This window comes from Staphylococcus sp. EG-SA-17, assembly GCF_017151845.1.
Classification (GTDB): Bacteria; Bacillota; Bacilli; order Staphylococcales; family Staphylococcaceae; genus Staphylococcus; species Staphylococcus aureus.
The window spans coordinates 49,784-67,380 of record NZ_JACVZO010000005.1 but is presented as its reverse complement, the minus strand read 5'-3'; the positions used below and the strand labels follow the sequence as shown (position 1 = coordinate 67,380).

General features: G+C 32.5%; 14 protein-coding genes. 13 read left to right on the top strand and 1 reads right to left on the bottom strand.

Features of this window, described 5'->3' with window-relative positions:
- Positions 1 to 31 precede the first annotated feature (31 nt).
- The 8 genes from smc (at position 32) to rplS (ending at position 9,151) form a co-directional block, all read left to right on the top strand.
- Positions 32 to 3,598, top strand: a complete 3,567-nt coding sequence (gene smc, locus IDG65_RS03810) for a chromosome segregation protein SMC (protein WP_000262695.1) — start codon at positions 32 to 34, stop codon at positions 3,596 to 3,598.
- Positions 3,598 to 4,848 carry a signal recognition particle-docking protein FtsY gene (gene ftsY / locus IDG65_RS03805; RefSeq protein ID WP_000007686.1) on the top strand — a complete coding sequence of 417 codons (1,251 nt, stop codon included), beginning with the start codon at positions 3,598 to 3,600 and terminating at the stop codon, positions 4,846 to 4,848. The genes smc and ftsY overlap by 1 nt, the downstream gene beginning before the upstream one ends.
- Positions 4,835 to 5,167, top strand: a complete 333-nt coding sequence (locus tag IDG65_RS03800; protein WP_000531320.1) for a putative DNA-binding protein — start codon at positions 4,835 to 4,837, stop codon at positions 5,165 to 5,167. The genes ftsY and IDG65_RS03800 overlap by 14 nt, the downstream gene beginning before the upstream one ends.
- Before the next feature lie 25 nt (positions 5,168 to 5,192).
- A complete protein-coding gene (gene ffh, locus IDG65_RS03795; RefSeq protein ID WP_000863471.1) occupies positions 5,193 to 6,560 on the top strand; it encodes a signal recognition particle protein in 1,368 nt (455 codons plus the stop codon).
- 434 nt (positions 6,561 to 6,994) lie between these two features.
- On the top strand, positions 6,995 to 7,270 hold the full coding sequence (gene rpsP, locus IDG65_RS03790; RefSeq protein ID WP_000268754.1) for a 30S ribosomal protein S16: 276 nt from the start codon (positions 6,995 to 6,997) through the stop codon (positions 7,268 to 7,270).
- A 187-nt stretch (positions 7,271 to 7,457) separates the two neighbouring features.
- Positions 7,458 to 7,961: a ribosome maturation factor RimM gene (gene rimM, locus IDG65_RS03785; RefSeq protein ID WP_001261987.1), complete on the top strand. Its 504-nt coding sequence runs from the start codon at positions 7,458 to 7,460 to the stop codon at positions 7,959 to 7,961.
- On the top strand, positions 7,961 to 8,698 hold the full coding sequence (gene trmD, locus IDG65_RS03780; protein ID WP_000687328.1) for a tRNA (guanosine(37)-N1)-methyltransferase TrmD: 738 nt from the start codon (positions 7,961 to 7,963) through the stop codon (positions 8,696 to 8,698). Before rimM ends, trmD begins: the two co-directional genes overlap by 1 nt.
- Positions 8,699 to 8,800: 102 nt before the next feature.
- Positions 8,801 to 9,151 (top strand): 50S ribosomal protein L19, encoded by a 351-nt coding sequence (gene rplS, locus IDG65_RS03775; protein WP_000181404.1) that lies wholly within the window; start codon positions 8,801 to 8,803, stop codon positions 9,149 to 9,151.
- Between the two features lie 240 nt (positions 9,152 to 9,391).
- Here the strand turns inward: rplS and yfhO are convergent, their stop codons facing one another.
- Positions 9,392 to 11,998, bottom strand: a complete 2,607-nt coding sequence (gene yfhO, locus IDG65_RS03770) for a lipoteichoic acid-specific glycosyltransferase YfhO (RefSeq protein WP_000915239.1) — start codon at positions 11,996 to 11,998, stop codon at positions 9,392 to 9,394.
- Positions 11,999 to 12,398: 400 nt separating this feature from the next.
- On the opposite strand from yfhO, the gene ylqF reads away from it, so the two are divergent.
- The 5 genes from ylqF (at position 12,399) to IDG65_RS03745 (ending at position 17,584) form a co-directional block, all read left to right on the top strand.
- Positions 12,399 to 13,283, top strand: a complete 885-nt coding sequence (ylqF, locus tag IDG65_RS03765; RefSeq protein WP_000236718.1) for a ribosome biogenesis GTPase YlqF — start codon at positions 12,399 to 12,401, stop codon at positions 13,281 to 13,283.
- Complete coding sequence (locus IDG65_RS03760) at positions 13,267 to 14,034, top strand: ribonuclease HII (protein WP_000176403.1); 768 nt, start codon at positions 13,267 to 13,269, stop codon at positions 14,032 to 14,034. Before ylqF ends, IDG65_RS03760 begins: the two co-directional genes overlap by 17 nt.
- A 108-nt stretch (positions 14,035 to 14,142) precedes the next feature.
- Positions 14,143 to 15,309 carry an ADP-forming succinate--CoA ligase subunit beta gene (gene sucC, locus IDG65_RS03755; protein ID WP_001020802.1) on the top strand — a complete coding sequence of 389 codons (1,167 nt, stop codon included), beginning with the start codon at positions 14,143 to 14,145 and terminating at the stop codon, positions 15,307 to 15,309.
- A gap of 21 nt (positions 15,310 to 15,330) precedes the next feature.
- Positions 15,331 to 16,239, top strand: a complete 909-nt coding sequence (sucD, locus tag IDG65_RS03750; RefSeq protein ID WP_000110253.1) for a succinate--CoA ligase subunit alpha — start codon at positions 15,331 to 15,333, stop codon at positions 16,237 to 16,239.
- Between the two features lie 226 nt (positions 16,240 to 16,465).
- Positions 16,466 to 17,584, top strand: coding sequence for a LysM peptidoglycan-binding domain-containing protein (locus IDG65_RS03745; protein ID WP_001041672.1), 1,119 nt, complete (start codon positions 16,466 to 16,468; stop codon positions 17,582 to 17,584).
- Positions 17,585 to 17,597 lie beyond the last annotated feature (13 nt).

The window sequence follows — 17,597 nt, the reverse complement described above, 5'->3', positions numbered from 1 at the left end:
TGTTCTTTAAAATTGTGATAAGGAGTTTAGGATGGTTTATTTAAAATCAATAGATGCCATTGGATTTAAGTCTTTTGCAGATCAAACCAATGTTCAATTCGATAAAGGTGTAACTGCAATTGTTGGTCCAAATGGAAGCGGTAAAAGTAATATTACAGATGCTATTAAATGGGTGTTGGGTGAACAATCGGCTAAATCATTACGTGGCTCAAAAATGGAAGATATTATCTTCTCAGGTGCAGAACATCGCAAAGCTCAAAATTATGCTGAAGTACAGTTAAGATTAGATAATCATTCTAAAAAGCTCAGTGTTGATGAAAACGAAGTTATTGTAACAAGAAGATTGTATCGAAGTGGTGAAAGTGAGTACTACATAAATAATGACCGTGCAAGATTAAAAGATATTGCCGATTTATTTTTAGATTCTGGATTGGGAAAAGAAGCATATAGCATTATCTCGCAAGGTAGAGTTGATGAAATACTAAATGCTAAACCAATTGATAGACGTCAAATTATTGAAGAATCGGCTGGTGTACTTAAATATAAAAAACGTAAAGCTGAATCATTAAATAAACTTGACCAAACAGAAGATAATTTAACGAGAGTAGAAGACATTTTATATGATTTGGAAGGTCGTGTAGAACCTCTAAAAGAGGAGGCAGCTATAGCTAAAGAATATAAGACACTTTCACACCAAATGAAACATAGTGACATTGTAGTTACAGTGCACGATATTGATCAATATACAAATGACAATAGACAATTAGATCAACGTTTAAATGATTTACAAGGTCAACAAGCAAATAAAGAAGCTGACAAGCAACGTTTAAGCCAACAAATTCAACAATATAAAGGTAAACGTCATCAACTTGATAATGATGTTGAATCGCTTAATTATCAATTAGTAAAAGCTACGGAAGCCTTTGAAAAATATACGGGACAATTAAATGTTTTAGAAGAACGTAAGAAAAATCAATCTGAAACAAATGCACGATATGAAGAAGAACAAGAAAATTTAATGGAGCTTTTAGAAAATATATCAAATGAGATTTCTGAAGCTCAAGATACTTATAAGTCTCTGAAAAGTAAACAAAAAGAACTCAATGCTGTCATTCGTGAACTTGAAGAACAACTATATGTTTCAGACGAAGCACATGATGAAAAATTGGAAGAAATTAAAAACGAATACTATACATTAATGTCAGAGCAATCAGATGTTAACAATGATATTCGTTTTTTAAAGCATACTATAGAAGAGAATGAGGCTAAAAAATCAAGACTAGATTCTCGATTAGTTGAAGTTTTTGAGCAATTGAAAGATATTCAGGGTCAAATAAAAACGACAAAAAAAGAATATCAACAGACCAACAAAGAACTTTCTGCTGTAGATAAAGAAATTAAAAATATAGAAAAAGATCTCACTGATACAAAAAAAGCACAAAATGAATACGAAGAGAAATTGTATCAAGCATATCGATATACCGAAAAAATGAAAACACGTATTGATAGTTTGGCAACGCAAGAGGAAGAATATACTTATTTTTTCAATGGCGTCAAACATATTTTGAAAGCTAAAAATAAAGAATTAAAGGGTATTCATGGTGCAGTTGCGGAAATTATTGATGTGCCATCTAAATTAACTCAGGCAATTGAAACAGCATTAGGTGCTTCATTACAACATGTCATTGTAGATTCAGAAAAAGATGGACGCCAGGCTATTCAATTTTTAAAAGAACGTAATTTAGGTCGTGCGACGTTTTTACCATTAAATGTTATACAGAGTAGAGTGGTAGCGACTGATATTAAATCTATTGCTAAAGAGGCAAACGGATTTATTAGTATCGCTTCGGAAGCAGTTAAAGTAGCACCAGAATATCAAAATATTATCGGGAATTTATTAGGTAATACGATTATCGTTGATCATTTAAAGCATGCAAATGAATTGGCACGTGCGATTAAATATCGAACTCGTATTGTTACTTTGGAAGGTGATATTGTAAATCCTGGTGGTTCTATGACTGGTGGTGGCGCTCGTAAGTCAAAAAGTATTCTGTCTCAAAAAGACGAGTTGACAACAATGAGACACCAATTAGAAGATTACTTGCGTCAAACAGAATCATTTGAACAACAATTTAAAGAGTTGAAGATAAAAAGTGATCAATTAAGTGAACTGTATTTTGAAAAAAGTCAAAAGCATAATACACTTAAAGAGCAAGTGCATCATTTTGAAATGGAGCTCGATAGATTAACTACACAAGAAACACAAATAAAAAATGATCATGAAGAATTCGAATTTGAAAAAAATGATGGTTATACGAGTGACAAAAGTCGACAAACTTTGAGTGAAAAAGAAACTCATCTAGAAAGTATTAAAGCATCTTTAAAACGACTAGAAGATGAAATTGAACGCTACACAAAACTTTCTAAAGAAGGTAAGGAAAGCGTTACTAAAACACAACAAACCTTACATCAGAAACAATCTGATCTTGCTGTGGTTAAAGAGCGTATTAAAACACAACAACAGACAATAGATCGATTAAATAATCAAAATCAACAAACTAAACATCAATTAAAAGATGTTAAAGAAAAAATTGCATTCTTTAATTCGGATGAAGTGATGGGCGAACAAGCTTTTCAAAATATTAAAGATCAAATTAATGGTCAACAAGAAACGAGAACACGCTTATCTGATGAATTAGATAAATTGAAACAACAACGTATTGAGTTGAATGAACAAATCGATGCGCAAGAAGCTAAACTACAAGTTTGTCACCAAGATATTTTAGCTATCGAAAATCACTACCAAGATATTAAAGCTGAACAATCAAAGCTAGATGTATTAATTCATCATGCGATAGATCATTTAAATGATGAATATCAATTGACTGTTGAACGTGCGAAATCTGAATATACGAGTGATGAATCGATTGACGCATTACGTAAAAAAGTTAAGTTAATGAAGATGTCGATTGATGAACTAGGTCCTGTAAACTTAAATGCAATTGAACAATTTGAAGAGTTAAATGAACGTTATACATTTTTAAGTGAACAACGTACAGATCTTCGTAAAGCTAAAGAAACATTAGAGCAAATTATAAGTGAAATGGATCAAGAGGTTACTGAAAGATTTAAAGAAACTTTCCATGCTATTCAAGGACATTTTACAGCTGTGTTCAAACAATTGTTTGGTGGAGGCGATGCAGAATTGCAATTAACTGAAGCCGATTATTTAACAGCTGGTATTGATATTGTGGTACAACCACCGGGTAAAAAGTTGCAACATTTATCGTTACTAAGTGGTGGTGAGCGTGCATTAACTGCTATTGCTTTACTATTTGCAATTTTAAAAGTAAGATCTGCACCTTTTGTTATATTAGATGAGGTTGAAGCTGCATTAGATGAAGCGAATGTTATTAGATACGCAAAATATTTAAATGAGTTATCAGACGAAACACAATTCATTGTTATTACACACCGTAAAGGAACAATGGAATTTGCTGATAGGTTATACGGTGTGACAATGCAAGAATCAGGTGTTACTAAACTTGTGAGTGTGAATTTAAATACAATAGATGATGTGTTGAAGGAGGAGCAATAATGAGCTTTTTTAAACGCTTAAAAGATAAATTTGCAACAAATAAAGAAAATGAAGAAGTTAAATCCTTAACAGAAGAACAAGGTCAAGACAAATTAGAAGATACACATTCTGAAGGTTCAACGCAGGACGTAAATGATTTAGCAGAAAATGCTGAAGTGAAAAAGAAGCCACGCAAGTTAAGTGAAGCGGATTTTGATGACGATGGCTTAATATCAATTGAAGATTTTGAAGAAATTGAAGCTCAAAAAATGGGTGCTAAATTTAAGGCAGGACTCGAAAAATCTCGTCAAAATTTCCAAGAACAATTAAATAATTTGATAGCGAGATATCGTAAAGTAGATGAAGACTTTTTTGAAGCTTTAGAAGAAATGTTAATCACTGCAGACGTCGGTTTTAATACTGTGATGACGTTAACTGAAGAATTACGTATGGAAGCACAACGACGTAATATTCAAGATACTGAAGATTTGCGTGAAGTCATTGTTGAAAAAATCGTAGAGATTTACCATCAAGAAGATGATAATTCAGAAGCTATGAACTTAGAAGATGGTCGTTTAAATGTCATTTTAATGGTTGGTGTGAATGGTGTTGGTAAAACAACAACAATCGGAAAATTAGCTTACCGATATAAAATGGAAGGTAAAAAAGTAATGTTAGCTGCGGGCGATACTTTTAGAGCGGGTGCTATTGATCAATTGAAAGTTTGGGGCGAACGTGTTGGTGTAGATGTAATTAGCCAAAGTGAAGGTTCTGATCCAGCTGCTGTTATGTATGATGCGATTAATGCCGCTAAAAACAAAGGTGTTGATATTTTAATCTGTGATACCGCTGGACGTTTACAAAATAAAACAAATCTAATGCAAGAATTAGAAAAAGTTAAGCGTGTAATTAATCGAGCAGTGCCAGATGCGCCTCATGAAGCATTACTATGTTTAGATGCTACAACTGGTCAGAATGCGTTGTCACAAGCTAGAAACTTTAAAGAAGTAACAAATGTTACAGGTATTGTATTAACGAAATTAGATGGTACAGCCAAAGGTGGTATCGTATTAGCCATTCGTAATGAATTGCACATTCCAGTTAAATATGTAGGTTTAGGTGAGCAATTAGATGACTTACAACCATTTAACCCTGAAAGTTATGTCTACGGCTTATTCGCTGATATGATTGAACAAAATGAAGAAATAACAACAGTTGAAAATGATCAAATTGTAACAGAAGAAAAGGACGATAATCATGGGGCAAAATGATTTAGTTAAAACGTTACGAATGAATTATTTGTTTGATTTTTATCAATCCTTATTGACGAATAAACAACGTAATTATTTGGAATTATTTTATCTCGAAGATTATTCTTTGAGTGAAATCGCAGATACTTTTAATGTGAGTAGACAAGCAGTTTATGATAATATAAGAAGAACTGGCGATTTAGTTGAAGATTATGAAAAGAAATTGGAATTATACCAGAAATTTGAGCAACGCCGAGAAATATATGATGAAATGAAACAACATTTAAGTAATCCAGAACAAATACAACGTTATATTCAACAATTAGAAGACTTAGAATAGATATAAATTGAGGGAGGACATCGATATGGCATTTGAAGGCTTATCAGAACGCCTGCAAGCGACGATGCAAAAAATGCGTGGTAAGGGTAAACTTACTGAAGCTGATATAAAGATAATGATGCGTGAAGTAAGATTAGCGTTACTTGAGGCTGACGTAAACTTTAAAGTGGTAAAAGAATTTATTAAAACAGTATCAGAACGCGCATTAGGTTCCGATGTAATGCAATCATTAACACCTGGGCAACAAGTTATTAAAATAGTTCAAGATGAATTAACGAAGTTGATGGGTGGAGAAAATTCATCGATTAATATGTCAAATAAACCACCTACTGTTGTTATGATGGTTGGTTTACAAGGTGCTGGTAAAACAACAACTGCAGGTAAATTAGCATTATTGATGCGTAAAAAATACAACAAAAAACCTATGTTAGTTGCAGCAGATATTTATCGTCCAGCAGCGATAAATCAATTACAAACAGTAGGGAAACAAATTGATATTCCTGTATACAGTGAAGGGGATCAAGTAAAGCCACAACAAATTGTAACTAATGCATTAAAACATGCTAAAGAAGAACATTTAGACTTTGTAATCATTGATACAGCAGGTCGATTACACATCGATGAAGCATTGATGAACGAATTAAAAGAAGTAAAAGACATTGCTAAACCAAACGAAATTATGTTAGTTGTCGATTCAATGACGGGTCAAGATGCTGTCAATGTTGCAGAATCTTTTGACGATCAACTTGATGTCACAGGTGTTACCTTAACTAAATTAGATGGTGATACACGTGGTGGTGCAGCTTTATCTATTCGTTCGGTGACACAAAAACCAATTAAATTTGTTGGTATGAGTGAAAAGTTAGATGGTTTAGAGCTATTCCATCCTGAACGTATGGCATCACGTATTTTAGGTATGGGTGATGTGTTAAGTTTAATTGAAAAAGCGCAACAAGATGTGGATCAAGAAAAAGCAAAAGATTTAGAGAAAAAGATGCGTGAATCATCATTTACTTTAGATGATTTTTTAGAACAGCTTGATCAGGTGAAAAATTTAGGACCACTGGATGATATTATGAAAATGATTCCAGGTATGAATAAAATGAAAGGTCTAGATAAGCTTAATATGAGTGAAAAGCAAATTGATCATATTAAAGCGATTATCCAGTCAATGACGCCGGCTGAAAGAAACAATCCAGACACATTGAATGTATCACGTAAAAAGCGTATTGCTAAAGGTTCTGGTCGTTCATTACAAGAAGTCAATCGTTTGATGAAACAATTTAACGATATGAAGAAAATGATGAAACAATTCACTGGTGGCGGTAAAGGTAAAAAAGGTAAACGCAATCAAATGCAAAATATGTTAAAAGGTATGAACTTACCATTTTAATGTTTAATTTAACACGCTGATTTTTGTTGCAATGAGATGTGCATCCCGAAAGTTATACTAAAGAATATAACTTTATGGGGTGCATATTTTTAGATACACAATAATAATTAAAAACTGAAATTGCTGATTTGCTAGAACATGAGGTTATTGTTGCTAATATTAATAAGTTATATTGGTGGAACATGTGCGTTAGAAGTGGTACCATTCATGTCCTTACGAGATAAATTAACTTAACACGTATGTGGTGAAGGTTAATATGAATTTTTATAAACTATTAACAGTCTAATTTAGTAATCACATAGTTATTTTTGTAAGAAAAAGGTTCAATAATTTTCCTGGTAAAGAAAAAACTCTTTACAAACATTCACACACCTGTTAATATTATTTCTTGTAGAAAATAAAAATTAAAACATGACTTAAAGGAGATTTTATAAATGGCAGTTAAAATTCGTTTAACACGTTTAGGTTCAAAAAGAAATCCATTCTATCGTATCGTAGTAGCAGATGCTCGTTCTCCACGTGACGGACGTATCATCGAACAAATCGGTACTTATAACCCAACGAGCGCTAATGCTCCAGAAATTAAAGTTGACGAAGCGTTAGCTTTAAAATGGTTAAATGATGGTGCGAAACCAACTGATACAGTTCACAATATCTTATCAAAAGAAGGTATTATGAAAAAATTTGACGAACAAAAGAAAGCTAAGTAATTTAGCGTAAAATTGTTCTAACAATAAGAATAACTCGTTTACACTGACAGTTATTACTCAATGATACGTTGGGAATATCACATGTTAGTAATATAGAACGTATTGGGTACCATAATGGTGCCCTTTTTCTTTGAATAATTTTCAATTAAAATAGAAGTGTTCAAAGCATAGAGTTGGAGGTAATAGAATGAGAGTTGAAGTTGGTCAAATTGTTAACACACATGGTATTAAAGGTGAAATTAAAGTAAAATCCAATTCAGACTTTACAGACGTTCGTTTTCAACCCGGTCAAGTGCTGACAGTTGTGCATAACAATAACGACCTTGAATATACTGTTAAGTCACATAGAGTGCATAAAGGGCTTCATATGCTTACATTTGAAGGTATTAATAATATTAATGATATTGAGCATTTAAAAGGGAGTTCTATTTATCAAGAGCGTGATCATGAAGATATCGTACTTGAGGAAAATGAATTTTATTATTCAGATATTATAGGATGTACAGTTTTTGATGATCAAGAAACACCAATAGGTCGTGTAATTAATATCTTTGAAACAGGTGCAAATGATGTGTGGGTGATTAAAGGATCTAAAGAATATTTGATTCCTTATATTGCTGATGTTGTAAAAGAAGTGGATGTTGAAAATAAAAAAATTATCATCACGCCAATGGAAGGATTGTTGGATTAATGAAAATTGATTATTTAACTTTATTTCCTGAAATGTTTGATGGTGTTTTAAATCATTCAATTATGAAACGTGCCCAAGAAAACAATAAATTACAAATCAATACGGTTAATTTTAGAGATTATGCAATTAACAAGCACAACCAGGTAGATGATTATCCGTATGGTGGCGGACAAGGTATGGTGTTAAAGCCTGAACCTGTTTTTAATGCGATGGAAGACTTAGATGTCACAGAACAAACACGCGTTATTTTAATGTGTCCACAAGGCGAGCCATTTTCACATCAGAAAGCTGTTGAATTAAGCAAGGCTGACCACATCGTTTTCATATGCGGACATTATGAAGGTTACGATGAACGTATCCGAACACATCTTGTCACAGATGAAATATCAATGGGTGACTATGTTTTAACAGGTGGAGAATTGCCAGCGATGACCATGACTGATGCTATTGTTAGACTGATTCCAGGTGTTTTAGGTAATGAACAGTCACATCAAGACGATTCATTTTCAGATGGGTTATTAGAGTTTCCGCAATATACACGTCCGCGTGAATTTAAAGGTCTAACAGTTCCGGATGTTTTATTGTCTGGAAATCATGCCAATATTGATGCATGGAGACATGAGCAAAAGTTGATCCGCACATATAATAAAAGACCTGACTTAATTGAAAAATATCCATTAACTAATGCAGATAAGCAAATATTAGAAAGATATAAAATAGGATTGAAAAAAGGTTAGTATTGTGCTAACATAATCTGAGTGTGGAAACACAAAAATCACTATGATCCGCTGCTATATATTTGTCGAGGCAAGAACATAGGTTGAAGAGGAGAATTTATAATGACAAATCACAAATTAATCGAAGCAGTAACTAAATCACAATTACGTACAGACTTACCAAGTTTCCGTCCTGGTGATACTTTACGTGTACACGTACGTATCATTGAGGGTACTCGTGAGCGTATCCAAGTATTCGAAGGCGTTGTAATTAAACGTCGTGGCGGTGGCGTTTCTGAAACGTTTACAGTTCGTAAAATTTCATCAGGTGTTGGCGTGGAACGTACATTCCCATTACACACACCAAAAATTGAAAAAATCGAAGTTAAACGTCGTGGTAAAGTACGTCGTGCTAAATTATATTACTTACGTAGTTTACGTGGTAAAGCTGCTAGAATCCAAGAAATTCGTTAATCAGCATTTAAACAAAGCTATGTATGAGTCATATTCGACTCAAACAACAAAGCCATCTAGGTCACTTTTATGGAGTGATATAGATGGCTTTTTTTGCTGTTTAGTTAATGTAAAGTTGATAATGTAATTGTTTTTTTATTTATTCATAACGTGTTTGCTCAAAATGGTTATATAAACAAAAATCTACTAAGTGCCATTGAAAAGGACTTAGTAGATTTATTAAATATATGCGTAGCCACATTATTTTTGTCTTACCCATCTCGTGAAAATAATACTACATATAATGCCAAATATAGTAATTGTTATAAGTAAATAATAGTATGGTGGGGTATAGCTCAATTGAATCTTTGTTATATTTTTAGGTGCTTTAATGCCGGTCATAACACCATTTACTTGTTCAACTTTAAGACTTTGATCACCTGATGTCGCTTTCATACCTTGATTATATGCTGTTGGCAAAACAATATACCCAGATGAATTTTTATTTTTAGTAATAGTATAACCTTGCTTTGTCTTACTAACTTTGACAGCCTCTAATGAATTTGAAGTGTCTTTAAGCGTGGTATAATCTTCGCCGTATATCCCTTTTAAATTTACACGATACTTACCTTTAGGCAACGATAATTTAATTGCATCTGAAGATTTAATACGTATCGTTACAGGTGTTACAAAACGACGGTATTTATATGTGAGTTTGTTTCTTTCTAGTGTATATTCATTAACTTTAACATAATGAGCTTTATCCGGCGAAAGTAATTCTAAATCCATTTCAAAATACAAATCTTTAAATTGATTAGAAACTGATTTTGGCAACTGTACAGTTAGACCACCATTATTTTGTTTAACTTGTAATAAATGTTTTGAAGGAGATTGCCAGGCTGCACTATTTAATTTAATTGTTGAATCTGATAGTAAATTTTTATTGGCTTTAAAATGTGTATTTACATCTTTAGTATTGTTAGAAACAATCCCTTGCAACATTGCTTGTTCTTTATCTAATGGAGATTTTAATTCTTTATTGGAAAAGACCTTATTTGTAATATGTGCACTTGGATAATGGATGGTATTTTTAGAATGAATCCAACGAACTTTATTGTCTTTGTGTTCAGAGTTAATTTTAAATCCATATGGTAAGTTGTAATCATGATTTACTCTAATTCGATCATTTACATTCCAAAGCGATAGTAAATTTTGACGATTGCCAAGTAATCTATAAGTGCTGTTTTTATCGATTGGCATATTAATTTGGAGTGTCTTGTCATAATATTTTAAAATGTCTCCATTAAAAATACTAGAATATAATGAAATGCCATTATAATGATATATAAATGGTGAATTTAATGCATAGTCTGACATATAATCAATGCGATTAAATGGGCCTGTTGCATTTTGATTTATCTTTTTTATAAGCTGGTTTACATAGTTACTATGATAATCATGTTGTTTCAACGTTGATATTGATTGTTGATAAGGTTTGATTGCCATATTTTTGTTGTTATCTAAAATGACGATTTGTTGAATCATAACGATTAATACTATTAATACAACGGTTAATTTTTTATAACGCCATAAACTAAATTTTAAAATAACGGCAAGCACCATTAGCAGGATAATACCTACTATAAGTACGAGTGGGTGTGTCGGTGATAGTAATACATAAAGTAATGCGATGATGCTTACTGGTATTGTTCTGATTAAATAATATTTCATATTTAATGTTGATAAATGCTGAATAAACAATCCGCAAAGAGCACTTGATGATAGTGCTAAGATATACACCCAACGCCTTTCTGGAAATGAAAAACCATTAAAAGCACTGTCGAAATACTGTGATAATGAACCAATAAATAATATCCATGTTACTATTGCGAAAAGTCTATAAAAGTAAAAACGATACAGTTTGAATGACAATAATGCAACGATAGTAAGAATTGAAATCGTAATATAAAATCCATCGCTAAAGAAAAAATAATGATAATCAAGTGGTGTCAAAAACGGTATATCAACATTGGGATTTTGCTTTCTGTCATTTTCCAAAAACGCAGAAATGCCAGTGAATAAACCAAATACACTTGATAACACACTCAAAACTGCAGCAGATATGACGCAAATTAATTTTTGTGTTCTAGAGACAATGTCATATTTGTAAGTGAAAATGAGTCGATATAAATAGTAGCAACCTATAATAATAGCTTGATAATAACTGAAATAAAAATTGCTAAATAGTGTTAAGGCTATCGCAACAATGAATATACCGATTTTGCGTTGTTGAAAATATCTTTCCAAACCAAGAATCGATAATGGTAATAAATATAATAAATTTCCATAAAATGACCAAGTAAAATTAAAGTATATAACGACAGTTGACATGCCGTATAAAATCGTAGCGATCATATTTGTTGAGCGTTTAAAGTGTAATATTTTAAATAAGTAGAAGGTCACGACAAATGTTATGATAGCTCGTATCATGGCCATAATAAGTTGGTTTGTCGGCCAAAAATGTATTGTTGTCGGATTAAATATACCAACCGTTTCTCCTATTTTAATGAATAGAAAATTTAGCCACATTAAAGGTGACAGCGAATAATAATATGATAGTCCTTTCATATAATCGCCACCTAATCCAAACGATGCATCATATAAACTAGAAAAACTACTTAGATGTTCATACAAATACATTTGAAATGGCATCATTTGACGGAATCCATCTCCAGCCCCACTAAAAACAGTACCATTCACAATATAATCATAGATATGAGTAGAAAATAAAATAAGCGTTAATATTACACTAATGAAAGTTATAACAAAGAATTGTTTGACGTTTGAATTTAGCCACTTTTTTAACACAACATTATCCTCAACTTTCAAATTTAAAATTAAGTTTAACTGAAACTAAAGTTAATGAGGTTCTTGATAGGTAAAGACGAAGATGACTGTGGAACAGATACCTTATCATAGTTACTTAAACTTTGGATCATTTTCAGTTTATCATTAAACAAATATATTGAATAATAAAAATGTCATACTGATAAAGATGAATGTCACTTAATAAGTAACTTAGATTTATTAAATGAAAATTTTTAATTAGAGAAAACTTGGAATAATCACTTATACCTGAATCTAAAGCATTGTTAAGAAGTGTGACAATGTTAAAATAAATATAGTTGAATTAATGAATTTGTTCTATAATTAACAGGTTATAGATTTTAATAATGAGAAAAGAATTGACGAAAGTAAGGTGAATTGAATGGTTATTCAATGGTATCCAGGACATATGGCGAAAGCCAAAAGAGAAGTAAGTGAACAATTAAAAAAAGTAGATGTAGTGTTTGAACTAGTAGATGCAAGAATTCCATATAGTTCAAGAAACCCTATGATAGATGAAGTTATTAACCAAAAACCACGTGTTGTTATATTAAATAAAAAAGATATGTCTAATTTAAATGAGATGTCAAAATGGGAACAATTTTTTATTGATAAAGGATACTATCCTGTATCAGTGGATGCTAAGCACGGTAAAAATTTAAAGAAAGTGGAAGCTGCAGCAATTAAGGCGACTGCTGAAAAATTTGAACGCGAAAAAGCAAAAGGACTTAAACCAAGAGCGATTAGAGCAATGATTGTTGGAATTCCAAATGTTGGTAAGTCCACATTAATAAATAAACTGGCAAAGCGTAGTATTGCACAGACTGGTAATAAACCAGGTGTGACCAAACAACAACAATGGATTAAAGTTGGTAATGCATTACAACTATTAGATACACCAGGGATTCTTTGGCCTAAATTTGAAGATGAAGAAGTCGGTAAGAAGTTGAGTTTAACAGGCGCGATTAAAGATAGTATTGTGCACTTAGATGAAGTTGCCATCTATGGTCTGAACTTTTTAATTCAAAATGATTTAGCGCGCTTAAAAGCACATTATAAAATCGAAGTTCCTGAAGATGCAGAAATCATAGCGTGGTTTGATGCGATAGGGAAAAAACGTGGCTTAATTCGACGTGGTAATGAAATTGATTACGAAGCAGTCATTGAACTGATTATTTATGATATTCGAAATGCTAAAATAGGAAATTATTGTTTTGATATTTTTAAAGATATGACTGAGGAATTAGCAAATGACGCTAACAATTAAAGAAGTAACGCAGTTGATTAATGCGGTTAATACAATAGAAGAATTAGAAAATCATGAATGCTTTTTAGATGAGCGAAAAGGTGTACAAAATGCCATAGCCAGACGCAGAAAAGCGTTAGAACAAGAACAAGCTTTAAAAGAAAAGTATGCTGAAATGACTTACTTTGAAAATGAAATATTAAAAGAGCATCCTAATGCTATTATTTGTGGTATTGACGAAGTTGGAAGAGGACCTTTAGCAGGTCCAGTCGTTGCATGCGCAACAATTTTAAATTCAAATCACAATTATTTGGGCCTTGATGACTCGAAAAAAGTACCTGTTACGAAACGTCTAGAATTAAATGAAGCACTAAAAAATGAAGTTACTGCTTTTGCATATGGTATCGCTACAGCTGAAGAAATAGATGAATTTAATATTTATAAAGCTACTCAAATCGCCATGCAGCGAGCTATTGATGGATTATCAGTACAACCAACGCATTTATTGATAGACGCGATGACGCTTGATAATGCACTGACTCAAGTATCTTTAATCAAGGGTGATGCAAGAAGTGTATCTATTGCAGCGGCAAGTATCATGGCAAAGGTTTTTCGTGATGATTATATGACACAGTTATCTAAAGATTATCCTGAATATGGTTTTGAAAAAAACGCGGGTTACGGTACCAAACAACATTTACTAGCAATCGATGATATTGGCATTATGAAAGAGCATAGAAAAAGCTTTGAACCTATAAAATCGTTACTGTAAATCGTAAAATTCAATTAAATGATAAAAAAGTAGCATTTAAGTTTACAATAGCGCTTACATTTTTTATAATTGTAAGGGAACTTAACCTAAGTAACAGGAGGATGGAAGATGAATATCCACGAGTATCAAGGTAAAGAAATATTTCGTTCAATGGGCGTTGCAGTTCCAGAAGGACGAGTAGCATTTACTGCTGAAGAAGCGGTGGAGAAAGCAAAAGAATTAAATTCAGATGTTTATGTTGTAAAAGCACAAATTCATGCTGGAGGTAGAGGTAAAGCAGGCGGAGTAAAAATTGCTAAATCTTTATCAGAGGTAGAAACATATGCAAAAGAATTATTAGGGAAAACTTTGGTGACACATCAAACTGGTCCAGAAGGTAAAGAAATTAAGCGTTTATATATCGAAGAAGGTTGTGCTATTCAAAAAGAATATTACGTTGGATTCGTTATTGATCGTGCGACTGACCAAGTAACATTGATGGCGTCTGAAGAAGGGGGCACTGAGATTGAAGAAGTTGCTGCGAAGACTCCTGAAAAGATCTTCAAAGAAACTATTGATCCAGTAATCGGACTTTCACCATTCCAAGCAAGACGAATTGCGTTTAATATTAATATTCCTAAAAAATCTGTTAACAAAGCTGCTAAATTCTTATTAGCACTTTATAATGTATTCATTGAAAAAGATTGTTCAATCGTAGAAATCAACCCATTAGTTACAACAGCTGATGGTGATGTATTGGCATTAGATGCTAAAATTAATTTTGATGATAATGCATTATTCAGACATAAAGATGTTGTAGAATTACGTGATTTAGAAGAAGAAGATCCGAAAGAGATTGAAGCGTCTAAACATGATTTATCATACATTGCATTAGATGGTGACATCGGATGTATGGTTAATGGTGCAGGTTTAGCCATGGCAACAATGGATACGATTAATCATTTCGGTGGAAACCCAGCCAATTTCTTAGATGCAGGCGGAAGCGCTACTAGAGAAAAAGTAACTGAAGCATTTAAAATCATTTTAGGTGATGAAAATGTTAAAGGTATTTTTGTAAACATTTTCGGTGGCATTATGAAATGTGATGTTATCGCAGAAGGTATCGTTGAAGCTGTAAAAGAAGTAGATTTAACTTTACCACTAGTTGTACGCTTAGAAGGTACAAATGTTGAGTTAGGTAAAAAAATCTTAAAAGACTCAGGATTAGCAATTGAACCAGCAGCAACAATGGCTGAAGGTGCACAAAAAATTGTTAAACTAGTCAAAGAAGCATAAGGAAAGGATGGGAGCACTAAGATGAGTGTATTTATAGATAAGAATACTAAAGTAATGGTACAAGGTATTACAGGGTCTACTGCCCTTTTCCATACAAAACAAATGCTTGATTATGGTACGAAAATAGTAGCAGGTGTGACGCCTGGTAAAGGTGGTCAAGTTGTTGAAGGCGTTCCTGTTTTCAACACTGTTGAAGAAGCTAAAAATGAAACCGGGGCAACGGTTTCAGTCATTTACGTTCCAGCACCATTTGCTGCAGACTCAATTTTAGAAGCAGCTGATGCAGACTTAGATATGGTTATTTGTATCACTGAACATATTCCTGTATTAGACATGGTTAAAGTTAAACGCTACTTACAAGGTAGAAAAACACGTTTAGTTGGTCCGAACTGTCCAGGTGTGATTACAGCAGATGAATGTAAAATTGGTATTATGCCTGGCTATATTCACAAAAAAGGTCATGTTGGTGTAGTATCACGTTCAGGTACATTAACATATGAAGCAGTGCACCAATTGACTGAAGAAGGTATTGGTCAAACTACAGCTGTTGGTATTGGTGGAGACCCAGTAAATGGCACAAACTTTATTGATGTTTTAAAAGCATTCAATGAAGATGACGAAACGAAAGCAGTTGTTATGATTGGTGAAATCGGTGGTACGGCTGAAGAAGAAGCTGCTGAATGGATTAAAGCGAATATGACAAAACCAGTTGTAGGCTTTATCGGTGGACAAACAGCACCTCCTGGAAAACGTATGGGACATGCTGGTGCAATCATTTCAGGTGGTAAAGGTACTGCTGAAGAGAAAATTAAAACATTAAATAGTTGTGGTGTGAAAACAGCGGCAACACCTTCAGAAATTGGTTCAACATTAATTGAAGCTGCTAAAGAAGCAGGAATTTATGAATCATTATTAACTGTTAATAAATAAAGTTAAAAGATGATATAAATGGCTATAGCCCATTCCATACTTTATTAAAGTATCGGAAATGGGCTATTTGTCGTGCGATGAATTTTAGTACACTTTTCATATTTTGGAAAGGCAAGTTAATTATTTTACCTCCTTCAATAGCTTTCTAAAACAAAGTGAATTTTTATTATAATATATAGTGCGCTATGTTATAATATTTATATATTATTGCAAGGAGTGTTTCATCATGAATAAACAACAAAGTAAAGTACGCTATTCAATTAGAAAAGTTAGTATTGGAATTTTGTCAATTTCAATTGGTATGTTTTTGGCATTGGGTATGTCGAACAAAGCATATGCAGATGAAATTGATAAATCTAAAGATTTTACAAGAGGGTATGAGCAAAATGTATTCGCGAAATCAGAGTTAAATGCTAATAAAAATACGACAAAAGACAAAATAAAAAATGAAGGTGTTGTTAAAACATCGGACACAAGTTTAAAGTTAGACAACAAATCAGCAATTTCAAATGGAAATGAAATTAATCAAGATATAAAGATTTCAAATACTCCGAAAAACTCAAGCCAAGGTAACAATCTAGTTGTTAATAACAATGAACCTACTAAAGAAATTAAAATTGCAAACTTGGAAGCTCAAAATTCTAATCAGAAGAAAACGAATAAAGTTACTAATAATTACTTTGGTTACTACAGTTTTAGAGAAGCTCCAAAAACACAAATCTATACTGTAAAAAAAGGAGACACACTTAGTGCTATAGCGTTAAAATACAAAACTACAGTTTCAAATATTCAAAATACAAATAATATAGCAAATCCTAATTTAATATTTATTGGTCAAAAATTAAAAGTGCCAATGACACCATTAGTAGAACCAAAACCAAATACAGTGTCTTCAAATAATAAAAGTAATAGTAATAGCAGTACATTAAATTATTTGAAAACATTAGAGAATAGAGGATGGGATTTCGACGGTAGTTATGGATGGCAATGTTTCGATTTAGTCAATGTATATTGGAATCATCTTTATGGTCATGGATTAAAAGGATATGGAGCTAAAGATATACCATATGCAAATAATTTTAATAGTGAAGCTAAAATTTATCACAACACACCAACTTTCAAAGCTGAACCTGGGGACTTAGTGGTTTTTAGTGGAAGATTTGGTGGAGGATATGGTCATACAGCTATTGTTTTAAATGGTGATTATGATGGAAAATTAATGAAGTTCCAAAGTTTAGATCAAAACTGGAATAATGGTGGATGGCGTAAATCAGAGGTTGCACATAAAGTTGTTCATAATTATGAAAATGATATGATTTTTATTAGACCATTTAAAAAAGCATAATTTAAATCAAAGG